We start from the raw sequence: 18,373 nt of genomic DNA, 5'->3' as shown, positions 1-18,373 counted from the left end.
CAAGTAAATATTTAATTTTCAGAGTGACAAATTATGCAATCATTTGTTTATGATTAATTTTTGCACTCAATACTATGCCAAAACCAATCATAGTGGCCAACATTGAAGAACCTCCATACGACATGATAGGTAATGGTGAACCAACTATAGGTAGCAGACCCAAAACCATAGATAAGTTTACCACAATATAAATGAAGATTGCAAAAGCATAACCAAAACAAAAAAGTCTAGCAAAATTACTTCTTGAAATTGCTCCTATTCTCACAATTCTAAAAATTATTATTGAGTATAATATCAAAAGACCAACTGAGCCTATAAAACCAAACTCTTCTGAAAATAAAGTGAATATAAAATCTGTATGTTTTTCAGGTAAAAAATCTAAGTAGCTCTGAGTTCCTTTTAAAAAACCTTTTCCGTTAAGGCCTCCTGAACCAATAGCTATTTTTGACTGAATAATTTGATATCCAGCACCTAAAGGATCTCTATCTGGATCTAAAAAAGTTAATATTCTTAATTTTTGATATGGTTTAAGAAATGAGATTATAAATGGAAGCGAAATTAAGAAAGTAATAAATGAGTATATAAAATATTTAATTTTCACGCCCCCTAACCACAGTATAATTAATCCACTTAAAGCAATTAATATAGATGTACCAAGATCAGGTTGAGAAATTACAAAAATTATTGGAATTATTATAATCGATAACACAATAGTTATACTGGTAAATGAATTAACATTTTCTATTTTTATTCTATGAAAGTATTTTGCAAGACACATTATGATTGCTATTTTCATAAGTTCTGAAGGTTGCAGAACAAATAAATAAAGATCCATCCATCTTTTTGAACCAGAAGACTTTATTCCAAAAAAAGAGACATAAATTAATAAAAGTATTACTATAAAGTAGATTATATAAGAAAAATTGTGCCAAAATTTTATGTTAAAGAAAGCCACAAAAATCATTAAAGGGAAAAAAACTGCAAGTTTTACAAAATGATTTTTTGTATGAAAAAGTATTTCACCACCATCTGTAGAATACATAACAAAAACACTTAATACAGAAAGAAGGATAACAGAAATCAATAGTATATAATCTAAGTTTTTTATTTTTTGAAATAATGTAATCTCATTACTCAATCTATCGTGCTGAAACATTTAAACGTTAATCCTCTCAAAATTTGATTGTTTATTTCTTAAATCATGTCTGTCGATGATTAATTTAAATAATTTTTTTGCAATTGGTGCTGCCGCCTTACTTCCTGAACCACCATGCTCAACGATTATACTAAGTGCATATCGCGGGTTAACATATGGTCCATAAGCTACATACAAAGCATGATCTCTATCTTTGTATGGTATTTGCTCTAATTCTAAATCCAATTCCCTCTCTCTTTTACTAATTCTCTTGACCTGAGCTGTTCCAGTTTTTCCTGCAAATTGATATTTAGGGTCATCAATTCTTGATTTGTAAGAAGTTCCAAATCTTTCATTGGTCGAAGCAAACATTGCTTCTTGAACAATCTTAATATTTTTTTGATTTTTAAATAACTTTTTATCTAACAATTCCTCAGAGTCGGTATCAAATAATAGTCCGCTTTCCATTGATTGTTTTGCATCTTCATAAGAAATTGGATTACTATCCACTATTATTTTTGGTTTTACAGCAAATCCCCCATTTGCAATTTGTGCAGTCATCATACAAAGTTGTAAAGGAGTTGTTTGTGTATAGCCTTGACCTATACCTGTTATTAAGGTCTCTCCTAATACCCAGCCTTTACCAAGATTATTTTTTTTCCATTTTGTATTTGGAAATAATCCTTTTTTTTCATTATCAAAATAATCGCCGAGAACTTTTTTACCTAAGCCAAATTTTTCAGCTGTAATGTTTAATCTATCAACACCTAATAACCTAGCAACCTCATAAAAATATGTATCACAAGATTGTTTCATTGCATTTTTCAGACTAACCCAACCATGTCCCTTTTCCTTCCAACAGTGAAATGTTTGTCCATATAATTCCATTTTTCCTGTGCATTTAACTTTAAACTTTGTATCTATTACTTTGTTTTCTAAAGCTGAAAGCGCAACGATAGGTTTTATTGTTGAACCTGGTGAGTATAGACCTGAAAGAGTTTTGTTTATTAGTGGTTTTAATGGATTATTTCTAATTAATTGCCACTCATCTTGACTTATTCCGAATAAAAATAAATTTGGATTATAAGATGGAGATGAATACATTGCTATTATATCTCCAGTATAGATATCCATTACACTTATAGATCCTGCTTTTTCATTTAACAATTTCCCACAAGCTTTTTGTATTTCTGTGTCTACAGTTAAACGTATTTTTGATCCTTGCTCACCTTTTTGATGCTCGAGTTGATTAATTCTTTTACCGTAAGCATTTACTTCATATCTTTGAATAGCATTTGTTCCAATTAAATGATTTTCAAGTCTTTTCTCTAAGCCCAGTTTTCCAATTTTCATTCCTGGTACAAATCTTTCTTGGATAATTTGATTTTCTAAAATTTCTTGTTCATTTGGTTGACTGACATATCCAAGAACATGTGTATATACGTCATTAAATGGATAGTTTCTGGAGATTGTCATCACTGGTTTGACACCAACAAGATCGTATAAATAATTATTAATTTTTACAAATTGACTCCAGCTTAAGTTTTCAGAAACAATAATACTATCCCACGGTTTTAGCTCTGCTTTTAATTTATTTATTCTTGCAATTCTTTTTTCGCTTATATTTAAAAGATTTTTCAATCTAACTAGTAAATAATTAAAATTCTCAACTTGCTCTGGAATTATATGTAATTGATAAACTTTTAAATTCCCTGCAATTACATTTCCAAAATAATCAACTATATTTCCCCTAGTAGGTGGGAGTTTCCATTCTCTAATTCTATTTTTGTCTGAAAGTGTTAAATATTTTTTATTTTCGTTTATTTGAAGAGAAAATAAACGAGCAACGATACCTACAAAAATTACTACTTTTGCTGCTCCGATTATGAACATCCTTCTATTAATTACATCTGTTTTTCTTATTCCTGAATTAGATTTAATCATTTGTTTGATATGAAATTCTTTCGTTTAAAAAATTAAAAAATAAAAAAAATATTGGATAAAATAAAAAAGTAAATCCTGAGTTAATCAAATAATTTGTGTAATCAACTTTAATTAAAAAGACCAAATCCAAAATAATTACTTGAACTGAATTTATTAATAAAATTGTGAATAATAATGATATCCAGTCCTTCATAAAGTTTGGGGATAAAGTAATGTTTCTTATATAAGCTGTTACTGAGCAAAGAATAAGGTAACAAAAACTACTAATTCCTATCGGTATACCTATTACAACATCATTTATTATTCCTGCAAAGAAAATTGCTAAATAACCTAATTGATCAGGGTTTCTTAAAGTCCAAAAGAAAATTAATAGATGAACAAAATTAAAAGAAAAATAATCAAGTTTTAAGTAATTAAAATCAAATTCATTAAATACAGAAAAAAATAACATTATAAATGGTACGTAGGATAAGAATATTTTCAAAAAAGGACTTTTATTAAGTGATGACATTATTCTTCTCCGCCTATTTTATAAGAAACTATTTTTACATAGTTGAGTTGTGTAAAATCAGAAAAAAAATTAATTTTTCCTTCTGATATATTTTTAATTTTTCCAATTGGTATACCAGGTTTGAATAAACCACCAAGACCTGAGGTATAAGCAAAAATTTCTTTATTTTTAAAATCTTCTCTAAATTCTTCTTGAGTATGTTCAATTTTTCCAAAATCACTTCCTGTACCAGAAATTACAGCTTGTATGTCATCTGGCTCTAGAACCGATGGTATTTTACTATTAAGGTCAGACAATAGTAATGCCCTTGAATTAGTATAATTTACTTCAATTATCTGGCCAACTAGATAAACATCATCAATAACTGCCATACCAATTTTTACTTTATCTTTTGTGCCTTTATTTAATACTACTGACTTTAAATATGGGCTGTCTTTATCAATTAAAACTCTGGCAAAAATTTCTTGTGAATCTATAGTTTCATCAAGTAACTCTCTAAGCTTTTTATTTTCTGCGGTTAAAAACTCATTTTGTAATTTAAGTTGATCAGAATTTTCTATTTTAATTAAATCTTTCTGATGACTTTCATATAAATCCATATGTGATTTGAATTTTGAAGTTATTACTTTTAATTTATTTTCTGGGATTGATGCAATATAAGATGATCTATAAATTACTTCATTAATTCCTAATTTAACAAATTGTATTGCTTTAAAATTAAAATTACTCAGAACAATTACAAAAATTGATAAAATAATTAAAGTAAGTAAAGAAAATTTTTGTTTATCTTTTTTTTTTAAGAAAGCTGACCTAATGGCAATTACAAAATCATCTCTGCCAGTAGCCATTTTTCCTAATATTCAGATAACATAGTAGAAAAAGTTTCTTCTTGATCCAATGCTTTACCTGTACCCACAGCAACACAAGATAATGGATCATCCGCTATATGAACTGGTAAACCTGTTTCTTTAGAAAACCTTTTATCAATATTTTTTAACAAAGCACCACCTCCTGTTAAAGTTAAACCCATATCAACTAAATCAGCTGACAACTCAGGAGGAGTATTTTCTAACGCATCTTTAATTGCACCAACCATTTGTTTCATAATATCGTTTAGTGCTTCAGCAGTATCTTCTTCTGTAATATTAACTTCCTTTGGAGTACCTGATCTTAAATCTCTTCCTTTAACTGGGTAAGTATTTGTTCCAGTTGGAACAGCTGTTCCCATTTCTTTTTTTATTTTTTCGGCAGTAGTATCACCAATTAATAAGTTGTATTCTTTTCTCATATAATCTACGATTGCCGTATCCATTGAGTCACCTGCAACTCTTAAAGATTTAGAGTAAACCAATCCACCTAAAGACATTACAGCAATTTCACTTGTTCCCCCGCCAATATCTACAATCATTGAACCAGTTGCCTCAGAAATTGGTAGATTTGCTCCAATAGCTGCTGCAATCGGCTCTTCAATTAATTGAACTCTTCTTGCACCTGCTGCTAGAGCACTATCTTGGATTGCTTTTCTTTCAACTGGTGTTGAACCAGTTGGTACACAAATTAAAATTCTAGGATTAGCAAATGTACTTCCTTTATGAACTTTTTTAATAAAATGTTTAATCATTTCTTCGGTAACTATAAAATCTGCGATAACACCATCTCTTAAAGGTCTAATTGCGCTTATATTTCCGGGCGTTCTTCCAAGCATTGTTTTCGCTTCATCTCCAACAGCTAATACATTTTTTTTACCACCTTGATCAACTATCGCTACCACTGATGGCTCATTAAGAACTACACCTTGACCCTTTAAAACTACAAGTGTGTTTGCTGTTCCAAGATCAATTGCCATATCTTGGCTCCATATTTTTTTAACACTGCTAAATAATCCCATTATATCCCTCTTACTTTCTGACTTTCTTGCTCCATAGGAGCTGTTTTATCTCGTTTAATTATCAATTTATTTAATGCATTTATGTAAGCATTTGCTGATGCAACTAAAGTGTCTGTATCAGCTGCCTGGCCTACAGTTGTTTTACCTTTCTCCTCAATTTTTACACTTACTGTTGCTTGTGCATCTGTTCCTTCTGTAACTGCATGAACTTGATAAAGCTGTAAGTTAACATCATGAGGATATAAAGTTTTAATACATTTGAATATTGCATCCACTGGACCATCTCCAGTTTCTGTTGCATTTTTAACATCACCGTAAACATCCAAAGTCATTTCTGCTTTTTGTGGTTCTCCTGTTCCAGCAAAAACTTTTAAAGATTTAAGAGTAATTGCATTCACTTTATTGTCTACAATCAAACTATCATCTACTAAGGCAATAATATCTTCGTCGTAAACATGTTTTTTCTTATCTGCTAAGACTTTGAATTTTGCAAATGCATTTCCTACTACATCGTCAGTTAAATCTGGATAACCTAAACTGTTTAATTTATCTTTAAATGCATGTCGCCCAGAATGTTTTCCCATTACTAATGATGTTTGCTTTACCCCTACACTTTCAGGTGTCATTATCTCATATGTTTGCCTATTTTTTAACATTCCATCCTGATGAATTCCTGCTTCGTGAGCAAAAGCATTTTTTCCAACAATCGCCTTATTATATTGAACAGGAAACCCTGTTGCATTTGAAACAATTTTTGAAGCTTTGCTTAAAAGTGTCGTATTAATTCCAGTTTCGTATGGCATTAAATCAGGTCTTGTTTTAATTGCCATAACAACTTCCTCAAGAGCAGCATTTCCTGCTCTTTCTCCTAAACCGTTTATTGTACATTCTATTTGTCTTGCTCCAGCTTGAACACCAGCTAATGAGTTAGCTACTGCTAAACCTAAATCATTATGACAATGAGTTGATAAAATTGCTTTATCTATATTTGGAACTTTATTTAATAAAGTTTCTATAATTGTAGTAAATTCAGATGGTATTGTGTAACCAACTGTATCAGGAATATTAATTGTTGTAGCTCCATTTTTAATTGCAAGCTCTACAGTTTTACACATATAATCCATATCAGTTCTTGTTCCATCTTCACAAGACCACTCAACGTCATCAGTAAACTTTCTTGCATAAGCAACATGCTTTCCGATTGATTCATAAACATCTTCTGGAGACATATTTAATTTATGCTTCATGTGTAATGGACTTGTAGAAATAAATGTATGAATTCTAAATCTTGGTGCATGTTTTAAAGCTTCATAAGCTCTATCAATATCTTTAACTGAGTGTCTTGAAAGTCCTGCGGGGATAGAATTTTTTAAAATTTTGCTTACTTCAGAAACAGCTTCAAAATCCCCTGGTGAAGCTATTGGAAAACCTGCTTCAATAATATCGATACCTAATTCATCAAACACTCTAGCGATTTGAATTTTTTCTTCTAAACTCATAGATGCGCCTGGTGATTGCTCACCATCACGCATAGTAGTATCAAATATAAAGACTCTATCTTTATTGCTCATAACTAAAATTTTAGAAAATCTATAATACAATCTATGAGAGAGATTGCAAAATAATTAGTTAAATAATCACTTTTAATGGACCATTTTAGGCTTATAAAAAATTAATTGTAAATAGACTCAATTTTAGGCATTAGCCGTAAAAGTTCTTTTGTATATCCATGGGTTGGTTTTAAAAATAAATCCTCAGTGTTTGAAACTTCACATAATTTGCCATCTTTTAAGACGCCAATTCTATCGCACATTTGTCTAACAACGGGTAGATCGTGACTTATAAACAAAATTGTTAAATTTAATTGTTCTTGAAGATCTTTAAGTAAATTTAGTATTTGGGCTTGAATACTTACATCTAAAGCAGAGGTAGGTTCATCACAAACTAAAAGTCTTGGTTGTGTCGCGAGTGCTCTTGCAATTGATATCCTCTGTCTCTGTCCTCCAGAAAATTCATGTGGATATCGATCTGCAGATTTTTGGTTAAGCTCTACAGACTCCAGCAAATCATAAATATAATTATTTAAATCTAAAGTAGATATAGATGGATTGTGAAGTGTTATTGGTTCTGCAATTATATCTTTTACTTTTAATCTTCCATTTAATGAAGAATAAGGATCTTGAAATATCATTTGAATTTGTTTTCTAAATTTCATTAATTCAGATCTATGTTTAATTTTTGTTATACAAACCTTGTCAAAAAAAATATCACCAGATGTAGGTTTAAATAAATTTACAATCATTTTAGCAATTGTAGATTTTCCACTCCCACTTTCGCCTACTAGGCCAAAAGATTCACCTTCTTTTATTTCAAATGAAACATCATTAACAGCCATCACAGAATTTTTAGAATTTTCTGTAAAAAAATTATCATCAAAACTTTTATTTAAATTTTTAATCTGAACTAAATCTTGACTTATAATTTCTTTTTTTGACCATCTATTTAATATCTTAATATTATTTTCTTTTTTATTATTATTTTCTTTTTCAACTATTACAAATCTTGAAATTTTTTTGTTGGTTGGTGGAACTGAACTTACTAAGCTTTTAGTATAATTTTGTTGTGGATTAGTTAATATTTTTTTTGTTTCACCGATTTCAACTAAATTTCCACTTTTCATAACTGCTACACGATCTGCTGTCTCAGCTATAACTCCCATGTCATGAGTAATTAAGATAACCGCAAGGTTTCTTTCTTTTGTTAATTTTTTAATTAATTCTAAAATCTGAGATTGAATTGATACATCTAATGCTGTTGTTGGTTCATCTGCAATTAACAATTCTGGCTCGCAACATAGAGCTAAAGAAATTACTACTCTCTGTCTCATTCCACCTGAGAATTGGTGAGGATAATTATCAAATCTTGTTTCTGCATCTTTTATGCCAACCTCTTTCAATAGATTTATAGATTTATTTTTTGCTTTCTCTTTACTTAATTTAAGATGAGTTTGAATTGTTTCAATCAACTGTTCACCCACAGTAAGAATAGGGTTAAGTGAAGTTTGAGGATCTTGAAATATCAATCCAATTTTATTTCCTCTATATTTAACAATACTTTCAGAATTTTCATGAATGTTAAGGTCACCCAAAATAATTGAGCCACTAGATACCTTGCCTGGTTCATCTATTAAATTTATAATAGCGTTTCCTACTGTACTTTTTCCTGAGCCTGACTCTCCAACTAATCCTAAAATTTCTCCTTTGTTTACTTCAATATTTACATTCCTAGCAGCGTTAACTGTTTCTTTTCTCATTTGATAATCGACACTAAGATTATTTATTTTTAAAAATGTCATTTTTTTAATTTTGGATTTAAAGTATCTCTCATCCAATCACCTAATAGATTTATTGAAAATGCTAAAATAACCAAGAAAATTGCTGGAAAAAAAGTAATCCACCATTCTCCTGAAAATAAAAAGTCATTACCAAGTCGTATCAATGTCCCTAAAGAAGGTGTTGTTGGAGGGACACCAACTCCTAAAAAACTTAAAGTAGACTCGGCTAAAATAGCAAGGGCTAAACCAATAGTTCCAATGACTAATACTGGTCTTAAAATATTTGGTAAAATATGTTTAAACATAATAATTATATTTGAAACCCCGATTATTGTTGATGCTGAAACATAATCTTTATTTTTTTCCACCAAAGTTGCAGCTCTAGAAACTCTTGCAAATTGTGGCCACTCTGAAATCCCGATTGCAAATATTAAAACATATATTGCCATTTCATCATGCATTTCTCTCGAGATTAATCCTCTTGCTATACCATCAACCAATAATGCCATCAAAATACTAGGTACTGTTAACTGAACATCTGTTAACCTCATTACTATCATTTCATATTTTCCCCCAAAAAATCCAGCTGTTAATCCCAATCCAACTCCAAGGATTAAACTAAAAATTATCGCAGAAAAACCTACAATTAAAGAAATTCTACATCCGTATAAAATTGTAGACAACATATCTCTTCCTTGTCCATCAGTGCCTAAAATAAATTTAGCCAGACCATCTTCGGTCCATGATGGCGGTGTGAATGCATCCATAAGGGATAGGGAAGATGGATCAAAAGGGTTGTAAGGTGTAATGAGCTCAACAAAAAAAGAACAGAAAAAAATTATAAACAAAATAGTAGATGATACAATTGCAGTTGGGGATTTAATAAAGCTATGATAAATATCACTATCTTTTATTCTTTCCCAAGTATTTAAAGAGTTGTTATCCACTTGCTGTATCTCCCTTAACTCTTATTCTTGGATCAATTAGATAATAAAGAATATCAACTATAAAATTTATCATCACGAAAACAAAAGCTATAAATACTAAATAAGCTGACATAATTGGTATATCAACGAATTGAACTGCTTGAATAAACAGGAAACCCATCCCAGGCCATTGAAACACGGTTTCAGTAATGATTGAAAACGCAATTAGTGTTCCAATATTTATTCCTGCAATGGTTATTACAGGTATTAATCCATTTTTTAATGCATGTTTATATTTAATACTATTTTCACTAATGCCTCTAGCACGTGCAAATTTAATATAATCTGTTTGTAGTATTTCCATCATCTCTGCTCGCACAAGTCTGATGATATAAGTCATTTGGAAAAGACTTAATGTTACTGAAGGAAGTATAATTGCTTTAAGTCCAGAGACTGTTAAAAATCCTGTAGTCCAAAAACCTAAATCAACAACTTCTCCTCTTCCAAAAGAAGGTAAAATTCCTAATATTACTGCAAACAAATATATAAATAATATACCAATTACAAATGTGGGGAGCGAAACCCCCAACAAAGAGATTGCCAGAACAAAATCACTTAAAAAGCCTTTTCGATTTATACCCGTATAAACCCCCAATAATGTACCAGTTACTAGTGCTATTAGTGCTGAAATAACCACAAGCTCAATAGTTGCAGGTAATCTTTCAACTATTAATTCTGAAACAGGTCTTCGTAATTGATATGAAATTCCAAATTCGCCCTTAGAAGCATTAACTATAAATCTTGAAAACTGTACATGAATTGGATCCATTAAACCAAGTGTTTCTCTCAATTCTGCTCTTTCCTCATCAGAAGTCTCTTCTCCAACCATGTTATTAATCGGATCTCCAACAAAATTAAATAAAGAGAAAGACACAAAGGCGACAACAAGCATCACCAAAGCAGATTGAAACAGCCTTTTAAAAAAATATTTAATCAATTTGTGAAGGTTTAAACTTACAAGCCCTTTTAATTTGTAAAGGGCTTGTAATAATTTTTAATTAGTTAAAACTAGCAGTTCTGAATAACGGTTCGTTATTCGGTCTGATAGGAACATTAACATTGCTTTTAGATGCCCAAGAAATTACTTGGTGATGTAAAGGAAGATAAGAAATATCATCTTTTACAATTTTCCAAGCTTTTGCAATTGCAGCATTTCTTTTATCTAAATCAACTTCACCTTCCATAACTCTAATAGCAGCATCAACATCTGCGTTACTAAAGTTAACTTTGTTCCAGCTAGCACCAGTTTCATATAAATAATGGAAAACATAGTGACTATCTAAAGTTGGAACACCCCATCCTAGCATATAGAAATCACCTTGATCATCTTTAAGCTCTTTGAAGTGTTTACTTTTGGTTTGAGCAAATAAGTTAACGTTAACACCAATTTTACCTAACATTCCAACAACAGCAGTACAAATTGCTTCATCGTTTACATATCTATCGTTTGGACATCTAAGTTCAACATCAAAACCATTAGGATAACCTGCATCAGCTAAAAGTTTTTTTGCAGCATTAACATCATAAGGTAATCTTTTATCAAGATCAGCTGTGTATCCATTTACACCAGGGAAAGTTATAATTCCTGCTGGTTCACTTAAACCTCTCATAACTTTTTTCTTGATCGCTTCAATATCAATTGCTTGATAAAGAGCTTGTCTTACCTCTTTTTTCTTAAATGGGTTATCACCTGTGTTACCTGTTCTTAACTTGTCAGCTGCTTGATCCATTCCTAAGAAAATTGTACGCATTTGTGCTGTACTTTCAACTTTGTGGCCTGAAGAAGAACCAATTCTTTTTAAATCCTGAACAGGTGCATCTGTAACTATGTCAATTTCTCCAGATAACAATGCTGCAACTCTAGTTGCTGCATTTTTTATTGGAAGTAATTCAATTTGAGTTACTTTTTTATCTTTCATCTCACCCCACCAATGTTTATTTCTTTTAAACACAGTTTTAGTGTTAGGCTCTCTTAAAGTAATTTTAAAAGGTCCAGTTCCTAAAGCATTTGTAGCTGAAAATGTTTCTTGCCCTGCATCCCAATTTTGTGGTGCCATTGCAAAATTTTTCTCTGACCATGCTTTTGACATGATAAAAATGTTTGAGAGTTGATTTAATAAAATAGGATTTGGTTTACTTGTTGTAATGATAACAGTGTGATCACCAACCGCTTTAACTCCAGAAATAGTGCTTATGTACTCTTTAAAATCCGATGTTCTTTGTTTAGCTCTTAATATGCTAAATACGACATCTTCTGATGTCATATCAGAACCATCAGAAAATTTTACACCTTTTCTTAATGTAAATTCCCAATTATTTGGATCAGTTGCTCTCCACTTTGTTGCTAAAGCAGGTCCAATTTTCATATCAAGGCCTCTTTGAACAAGTGCTTCATAGACTTGCCTTGAAACCTGAGTAGTTGGACCTTCGTTTTGTGCATGCGGATCTAGTGTTAGACTGTCTCCTTGCATAGACCATTTAATAGTTTTTGCCCATGCTGAAGAAAATCCAAATACTAGAACTAATGACAATATTACTCTTAATATATTTTTAGTCTTCATTATTCCCCTCGTTTTTAAATTTATTTAAAAAAGTATAGGTGAAATAATTGAATTATTGTAGCAATAATTTACTGATAAAATTTAACTTTTATCGCTATCAACCAGTTTTTTCTTCCCAATCCAGGGCATCATAGCTCTTAGTTCTGCGCCAACCTTTTCGACTGGATGTTCAGCTAATTTTGCTCTTGTGGCTAGAAAGTTTTTTTGTCCATTTTTACATTCATCCATCCACTCTTTTGTGAATTTTCCAGACTGAATTTCAGCCAAAACCTCTTTCATTCTCTTTTTAGTTTCTTCTTTATTAACTACTCTTGGTCCTGATTGATATTCACCATATTCAGCGGTATTAGAAATTGAATAATTCATATTCGCAATTCCACCCTCATAAATTAAGTCAACAATCAATTTAACTTCATGAACTGTTTCAAAATATGCCATCTCTGGCTCGTACCCTGCTTCAACTAAAGTTTCATAACCATTTTTAATTAGCTCAACCAAGCCTCCACATAATACAGTTTGTTCACCAAACAAATCTGTTTCAACTTCATCTTTAAAAGTTGTTTCAATAATTCCTGATCTTCCTCCGCCAACTGCTGAGGCGTATGACAAAGCTAAGTCTCTTGCCTTTCCTGAACCATCTTGATGAACAGCAAATAAACAAGGCACTCCACCTCCTTTTTCATATTCACTTCTAACTAAGTGGCCAGGTCCTTTTGGAGCAACCATAAAAACATCTAGGTCTTTTCTTGCTTTTATTAAATCGTAGTGAACATTTAATCCGTGAGCAAACGCAATACTTGTTCCTTCTCTTACTCTTTGTTCAATGTGGTTTTTATAAATTTCTGCTTGTAGTTCATCTGGGGTAAGAATCATTACTACATCAGCCCACTCAGCAGCATCTGATAAATTCATAACTTTTAATCCTTTTGACTCTGCTTTTGCTGCACTTGATGAACCTTCTCTTAATGCTACAACAATTTCTTTTACTCCACTATCTTTTAAATTTAATGCATGAGCATGCCCTTGGCTTCCATAACCAAAAATAGCAACTTTCTTACTCTTAATCAGGTTTACATCTGCATCTTTTTCATAAAACATTTTCATATTATCTCTCCTATTAATTTAGTTAAATATTTTAGCACCTCTTGTCATAGCTACTGCCCCAGTTCTCGAAGTGCTAATAAGTCCAAAGGGCTTTAATTTTTTATTCATTTTATCAATTTCTCTTCTTAGTGCAGTAATCTGAATTACGGCAGAGGTTTTAGTTTTGTCTAATATTATGGGATTAAATCTTTTACAAGCATTTAAACATTTTTCTATTTTATTTCTTTTGCCAACAACTTTAAATAAAGCCATTTCTTTAAAAATTACATTTTTATCTTCCCTCTGGAATTCCGCTACTTTGTGAACAGGAACCAGTTTAGTTAATTGAAGCTTAATTTGATCTATCACTTGAGGAGTTCCTGTAGTAACGATTGTTATTCTTGAAATGTTTTTAATAGCATCAACTTCAGCAACCGCTAAAGACTCTATATTATATCCTCTACCTGAAAAAAGACCAACCACTCTTGCAAGTACACCAGCTTCATTATCAACCCACACAACAAAAATATATGTCTCTGGTTTCTCTTTCTTTGTAGGTACGCTATAGGCTGATTTTGATTTCGGCATTATAATTATACTAAGGCTTTGCCTTTTCCTTTAATTTTATTATCCTCTTGATCATTTGGACCTAAGATCATTTGGTTGTGAGGTTTTCCAGATGGGATCATTGGAAAACAATTTTCATTAGGATCCACATGACAATCAAATATAACTGGTCCATCATAATCTATCATTTCTTGAATTTTGTCATCCAGATCAGATGGATTGTCAGCTTTAATTCCTTTGCACCCATAAGCCTCTGCCATTTTCATGAAGTCTGGTAATGCTTCTGAATAACTTTCAGAGTAATTTTTTTCATGTAGTAATTCCTGCCATTGTCTTACCATTCCCATATATTGATTATTTAAAATAAATATTTTTATTGGAAGATTATATTGAACTGCAGTAGACATTTCTTGCATAGTCATTAAAACCGAAGCTTCTCCAGCAATATCAATTACTAATTTTTCAGGATGGGCAATTTGGACACCAACTGCTGCAGGCAATCCATAACCCATAGTTCCTAAACCACCAGATGTCATCCATCTGTTTGGTTTATTAAATTTATAATGCTGCGCAGCCCACATTTGATGTTGTCCAACCTCGGTAGTGATATAAGTGTCTTTATTCTTAGTTAATTCATAAAGTCTTTGAACAGCATATTGAGGTTTTATGCTTTCATCACTATTTACAAAATTAAGAGAGTCTTTTTCTCTCCATTTTTCAATTTGTTCCCACCACTTAGCTATATTTGATTTATTTGACTTGCTATGACCATTTTTTCTTTTAGCAATTGTCTTATTAATTTTACTTATAACACTCGTAACGTCTCCAACAATTGCAAGATCAACCTTAATAATTTTATTAATTGATGATGGATCTATATCTATATGAACCTTTTTTGAATTTGGTGAAAACTCATCAATTTTTCCAGTAATACGATCATCAAATCTTGCACCAATATTAATTAAAAGATCACAATCATGCATCGCATTATTTGCTTCATAAGTACCGTGCATACCAAGCATTCCTAAAAATTGACTATCGTCTCCAGGGTACGCACCTAATCCTTGAAGTGTAGAAGTTATAGGAAATCCTGTTAGCTCAACAAATTCTCTTAGAGCCTGACTTGCTTTTGGTCCTGAGTTAATTACTCCTCCGCCACTATAAATTATTGGTTTTTTAGATTTACTTAATAATTTTACCAATTCATCAATTTGATCTTTAGAAAATTTATTATGCGATTTTCCATTTAATTTTTTTTCTTTATTTGGTTTTTTGTATTTTGTTTTTGCAAACTGAATATCTTTTGGAATATCAATTAAAACTGGTCCAGGTCTGCCTGTTGTTGCAACTCTAAAAGCTTCATGAATTACTTTTGAAAGATCATTAATATCTTTAACTAACCAATTATGTTTTGTACAAGGTCTTGTAATTCCTGTGGTGTCGCATTCCTGAAAAGCATCTGTTCCAATTAAATGCGTTGGAACTTGACCAGAAATACAAACCAGTGGAACAGAGTCCATATACGCATCGGTTAATGCTGTAACTACATTAGTGGCTCCAGGACCTGATGTAACTAAAACTACACCTGGTTTTCCTGATGATCTAGCATAACCTTCGGCTGCATGGCCAGCACCTTGCTCGTGTCTAACTAAAATATGTTTTATAGAAGGATGATTTTTTAATTCATCATAAATTGGTAACACTGCACCACCTGGATAACCAAAGATATGTTCTACCTTCTGGTCTTCAAGACACTTAAAAACAATTTCTGCTCCAGTTAATAATTTTGGCATTAGGCAATCTAGCTGAAGTTGTACTCATTGGTCAAGTTTAAGAATGAAAATTTTAAATTTTTTTCAAAAAATTATTTAAGTCTTCTGGCTTTAGTTTCATCCAACTCATCATGTTACCTCTAGCCCAAGTACTTTGTCTTTTGGCGTATTGTCTAGTTTTTATGGCTATTTTTTCTTTAGTATCATTCAGATTTTTTTGTTTTTTTAAATATTCCCTTATTTCATTAACGCCAATGGCCTTGTTGGCACTTTTATCTTTTCTAACCCTTAGCTTTATGAAACCTTTTACTTCTTTTATTGCTCCATTTTCAATCATCTCATCTGTTCTAAGATTGATACGCTCAATTAATTCTTGTCTTGGGTAATCAATATAAACTCTAAAAAAATCATCTTCCATGAAGTTTGATTTTGTGTTTTTAAACCATTCATAAAGTGATTTTTTTGTAAATTTTTTTACCTCATAAGCTCTTACAGATCTTTGAGTATCTGTAGGTTTTATTTTTCCTATTGAGGGTGGATCTAATTTTAAAAGCTTTTTGTAAAACTTCTTTTGTCCAATTTTTTTTTGTAAATCTCTGATTTGATTTCTTAATTTTAAAGAAATATTTGGTATTTTAACTAAGCCATCAGTTAAAGCTTTAAAATATAAGCCTGTACCTCCAACAAGAATTGGAATTTTTTTTCTTTTTTGAACTTCTTTAATTTTTTTAATCACTAGCTTAAGCCAATCACCTGTAGAAAAGTTTTTTGTAACACTATGAAAACCATACAAATGATGTTTTACTTTCTGGTATTTTTTCGGATCTGGTCTAGCTGATAAAATTTTGAGTTGTTTATATACTTGCATGCTATCTGCATTAATAATCTCTCCATCAACTTTTTTTGCAACTTTAATTGCAAAACTTGATTTTCCTGATGCTGTTGGTCCTGATATTAATATAATCTTGGATTTTAAATCCATGATCAATCTAGCTTAACACCAATGTATCTTCGTTGATTTTGATTGTTGTAAATAGCAAGTAAAACTGTTTTCTGATTTGAATTTAGAACTTCCTTTGTAATATTTCTTAAGTCATCGGCTGATCTGATTTTTTTCTTCTGTGCTTCAACAATAATGCTGTTAATTTCTATCGAATTTGCGACAGGACTATTATTAGCAATTTTAGTTATCACCAGTCCTGTTGTCTGGTTTGGTAAATTTCTACTTTTAATATCTTCTTTAGTCAAAGGTCTTACAGCAATTCTTAAGCTTTCGATAATCTCTTCGTTATTTTGTTGCTGAGTTTCTTCATTTTTGCTTATTTTAAAATCATCTGAAGTTTCTAATCTTCCTAAAATCACATTTTTAATTATTTCTTTTTTGTCTCTCCAAATTTTAACTTTAACTTTTTTTCCAACCTCAGTTCTAGCAACAATAGCTGGAAGCTCTTTCATTTGATTTATTTTCTCACCATTAAATTCTAAAATAATATCACCAGCTTGTATTCCTGCTTTTTCTGAAGGGCTATTTTCAGCAACGCTTGCAACAAGTGCTCCTCTTGCTTTATCTAATTTTTCAACTTCAGCAATTTCTTTTGTCACATCTTGAATTCTAACACCCAGCCATCCTCTTTTTGTTTCACCGAATTTGATTAATTGTTTAATTATAATTTGAGCACTGTTTGAAGGTATAGAAAATCCAATTCCAATAGAACCATTACGTCCAAGAATTGCGGTATTAATTCCAATTACATTTCCATTCATATCAAACAAAGGCCCTCCAGAATTTCCAGAATTTATAGATGCATCAGTTTGAATGAAATCTTCATATCTTGATAAACCAATTGATCTATTTCTTGCTGATATTATTCCAGCAGTAACAGTCCCACCTAAACCAAACGGATTTCCAATTGCTAAAACCCAATCTCCAATTCTTGCTTTATCAGAGTCTCCAAATGCTACTGGAATAAACCTTTCATCTGTTTCTAATTGTAAAACAGCAATATCCATTAGTGGGTCGGCACCCAAAACTTTAGCTTTAAATTCTTGGTCACCATTTACCCTAACAATAATATCATCGGCATCTTGTATAACGTGATTATTCGTAACGACAATCCCTTTCTCATCAATTATAAAACCAGAACCTAATGCAGCTGATTTTCTTTCCTGAGGTGTTCCAAACTCTTTAAACATATCTTCAAATGGAGAACCCGGAGGAAATTGAAAAGGGAAAGGATTAGTGTTTGTCACTACAGTAGTTGTAGTAGAAATATTTACCACAGATGGCATTAATTTTTCTGCGAGATCTGCAAAGGAAGCAGGAACTGGTTTAGAGTTTACATTAAATGAAAAAGAGAATGATAAAAATATTGTTAAAAAGATGATTTTAATTTTTCTCATATTAACTCTTAATAATATAAATAATTACAAAACCTATTAATGCAAAAATAAATCCTCCTGATCTAAGCTGACTATCTTTAACAAGTTCTAATTTTTTCAACATACTTTTCATTTTTGCTGGAAATAAGGCGTACAAAATTCCCTCAATAAATAAGAAAAGACCAAAAGCTATAACTAGCTCACGCATTTAAG

16 protein-coding genes are annotated in these 18,373 nt (G+C 31.2%); all 16 read right to left on the bottom strand.

Annotated elements, in window-relative coordinates:
* Positions 1-31: 31 nt before the first annotated feature.
* Entirely contained in the window at positions 32-1,156 is a 1,125-nt protein-coding gene (rodA, locus tag ACTT9R_RS05850) for a rod shape-determining protein RodA (protein ID WP_440927073.1), read from the bottom strand.
* Complete coding sequence (gene mrdA, locus ACTT9R_RS05845) at positions 1,157-3,079, bottom strand: penicillin-binding protein 2 (RefSeq protein WP_440927072.1); 1,923 nt, start codon at positions 3,077-3,079, stop codon at positions 1,157-1,159.
* Positions 3,072-3,590: a rod shape-determining protein MreD gene (gene mreD / locus ACTT9R_RS05840; RefSeq protein WP_440927071.1), complete on the bottom strand. Its 519-nt coding sequence runs from the start codon at positions 3,588-3,590 to the stop codon at positions 3,072-3,074. Before mreD ends, mrdA begins: the two co-directional genes overlap by 8 nt.
* Complete coding sequence (gene mreC / locus ACTT9R_RS05835; protein ID WP_440927070.1) at positions 3,590-4,438, bottom strand: rod shape-determining protein MreC; 849 nt, start codon at positions 4,436-4,438, stop codon at positions 3,590-3,592. The genes mreD and mreC overlap by 1 nt, the downstream gene beginning before the upstream one ends.
* Positions 4,439-4,443: 5 nt before the next feature.
* Positions 4,444-5,478: a rod shape-determining protein gene (locus tag ACTT9R_RS05830; RefSeq protein WP_075504547.1), complete on the bottom strand. Its 1,035-nt coding sequence runs from the start codon at positions 5,476-5,478 to the stop codon at positions 4,444-4,446.
* Positions 5,478-7,049, bottom strand: a complete 1,572-nt coding sequence (locus ACTT9R_RS05825; RefSeq protein WP_440927069.1) for a 2-isopropylmalate synthase — start codon at positions 7,047-7,049, stop codon at positions 5,478-5,480. Before ACTT9R_RS05825 ends, ACTT9R_RS05830 begins: the two co-directional genes overlap by 1 nt.
* 101 nt (positions 7,050-7,150) lie before the next feature.
* On the bottom strand, positions 7,151-8,833 hold the full coding sequence (locus ACTT9R_RS05820; protein ID WP_440927068.1) for a dipeptide ABC transporter ATP-binding protein: 1,683 nt from the start codon (positions 8,831-8,833) through the stop codon (positions 7,151-7,153).
* Entirely contained in the window at positions 8,830-9,759 is a 930-nt protein-coding gene (locus ACTT9R_RS05815) for an ABC transporter permease (protein ID WP_440927067.1), read from the bottom strand. The genes ACTT9R_RS05820 and ACTT9R_RS05815 overlap by 4 nt, the downstream gene beginning before the upstream one ends.
* On the bottom strand, positions 9,752-10,735 hold the full coding sequence (locus ACTT9R_RS05810; protein ID WP_440927066.1) for an ABC transporter permease: 984 nt from the start codon (positions 10,733-10,735) through the stop codon (positions 9,752-9,754). Before ACTT9R_RS05810 ends, ACTT9R_RS05815 begins: the two co-directional genes overlap by 8 nt.
* Positions 10,736-10,796: 61 nt before the next feature.
* A complete protein-coding gene (locus ACTT9R_RS05805; protein WP_440927065.1) occupies positions 10,797-12,359 on the bottom strand; it encodes an ABC transporter substrate-binding protein in 1,563 nt (520 codons plus the stop codon).
* Between the two features lie 81 nt (positions 12,360-12,440).
* Complete coding sequence (gene ilvC / locus ACTT9R_RS05800) at positions 12,441-13,463, bottom strand: ketol-acid reductoisomerase (protein ID WP_440927064.1); 1,023 nt, start codon at positions 13,461-13,463, stop codon at positions 12,441-12,443.
* An 18-nt stretch (positions 13,464-13,481) separates the two neighbouring features.
* Positions 13,482-14,030 (bottom strand): acetolactate synthase small subunit, encoded by a 549-nt coding sequence (ilvN, locus tag ACTT9R_RS05795; RefSeq protein WP_440927063.1) that lies wholly within the window; start codon positions 14,028-14,030, stop codon positions 13,482-13,484.
* Positions 14,031-14,035: 5 nt separating this feature from the next.
* A complete protein-coding gene (locus tag ACTT9R_RS05790; protein WP_440927062.1) occupies positions 14,036-15,802 on the bottom strand; it encodes an acetolactate synthase 3 large subunit in 1,767 nt (588 codons plus the stop codon).
* A 52-nt stretch (positions 15,803-15,854) separates the two neighbouring features.
* Positions 15,855-16,763: a tRNA (adenosine(37)-N6)-dimethylallyltransferase MiaA gene (gene miaA, locus ACTT9R_RS05785; RefSeq protein ID WP_440927061.1), complete on the bottom strand. Its 909-nt coding sequence runs from the start codon at positions 16,761-16,763 to the stop codon at positions 15,855-15,857.
* A gap of 2 nt (positions 16,764-16,765) precedes the next feature.
* Positions 16,766-18,181, bottom strand: a complete 1,416-nt coding sequence (locus ACTT9R_RS05780; RefSeq protein ID WP_440927060.1) for a Do family serine endopeptidase — start codon at positions 18,179-18,181, stop codon at positions 16,766-16,768.
* Position 18,182: 1 nt separating this feature from the next.
* The gene (locus ACTT9R_RS05775; protein WP_440927059.1) at positions 18,183-18,368 is read right to left on the bottom strand and encodes a DUF2065 domain-containing protein; all 186 of its coding nucleotides are present in this window, start codon (positions 18,366-18,368) and stop codon (positions 18,183-18,185) included.
* Positions 18,369-18,373 lie beyond the last annotated feature (5 nt).

It is taken from the genome of Candidatus Pelagibacter sp., assembly GCF_052049835.1.
Taxonomy (GTDB): Bacteria; Pseudomonadota; Alphaproteobacteria; order Pelagibacterales; family Pelagibacteraceae; genus Pelagibacter.
Note: the sequence above shows the minus strand (reverse complement) of the source record. Positions and strands in the feature narration are given on the sequence as shown.

Coding starts and splice junctions, on each gene's coding strand:
- rodA (WP_440927073.1), bottom strand. CDS start 1,156: ATGTTTCAGCACGATAGATTGAGTAATGAGATTACATTATTTCAAAAA.
- mrdA (WP_440927072.1), bottom strand. CDS start 3,079: ATGATTAAATCTAATTCAGGAATAAGAAAAACAGATGTAATTAATAGA.
- mreD (WP_440927071.1), bottom strand. CDS start 3,590: ATGTCATCACTTAATAAAAGTCCTTTTTTGAAAATATTCTTATCCTAC.
- mreC (WP_440927070.1), bottom strand. CDS start 4,438: ATGGCTACTGGCAGAGATGATTTTGTAATTGCCATTAGGTCAGCTTTC.
- ACTT9R_RS05830 (WP_075504547.1), bottom strand. CDS start 5,478: ATGGGATTATTTAGCAGTGTTAAAAAAATATGGAGCCAAGATATGGCA.
- ACTT9R_RS05825 (WP_440927069.1), bottom strand. CDS start 7,049: ATGAGCAATAAAGATAGAGTCTTTATATTTGATACTACTATGCGTGAT.
- ACTT9R_RS05820 (WP_440927068.1), bottom strand. CDS start 8,833: ATGACATTTTTAAAAATAAATAATCTTAGTGTCGATTATCAAATGAGA.
- ACTT9R_RS05805 (WP_440927065.1), bottom strand. CDS start 12,359: ATGAAGACTAAAAATATATTAAGAGTAATATTGTCATTAGTTCTAGTA.
- ilvC (WP_440927064.1), bottom strand. CDS start 13,463: ATGAAAATGTTTTATGAAAAAGATGCAGATGTAAACCTGATTAAGAGT.
- ilvN (WP_440927063.1), bottom strand. CDS start 14,030: ATGCCGAAATCAAAATCAGCCTATAGCGTACCTACAAAGAAAGAGAAA.
- ACTT9R_RS05790 (WP_440927062.1), bottom strand. CDS start 15,802: ATGCCAAAATTATTAACTGGAGCAGAAATTGTTTTTAAGTGTCTTGAA.
- miaA (WP_440927061.1), bottom strand. CDS start 16,763: ATGGATTTAAAATCCAAGATTATATTAATATCAGGACCAACAGCATCA.
- ACTT9R_RS05780 (WP_440927060.1), bottom strand. CDS start 18,181: ATGAGAAAAATTAAAATCATCTTTTTAACAATATTTTTATCATTCTCT.
- ACTT9R_RS05775 (WP_440927059.1), bottom strand. CDS start 18,368: ATGCGTGAGCTAGTTATAGCTTTTGGTCTTTTCTTATTTATTGAGGGA.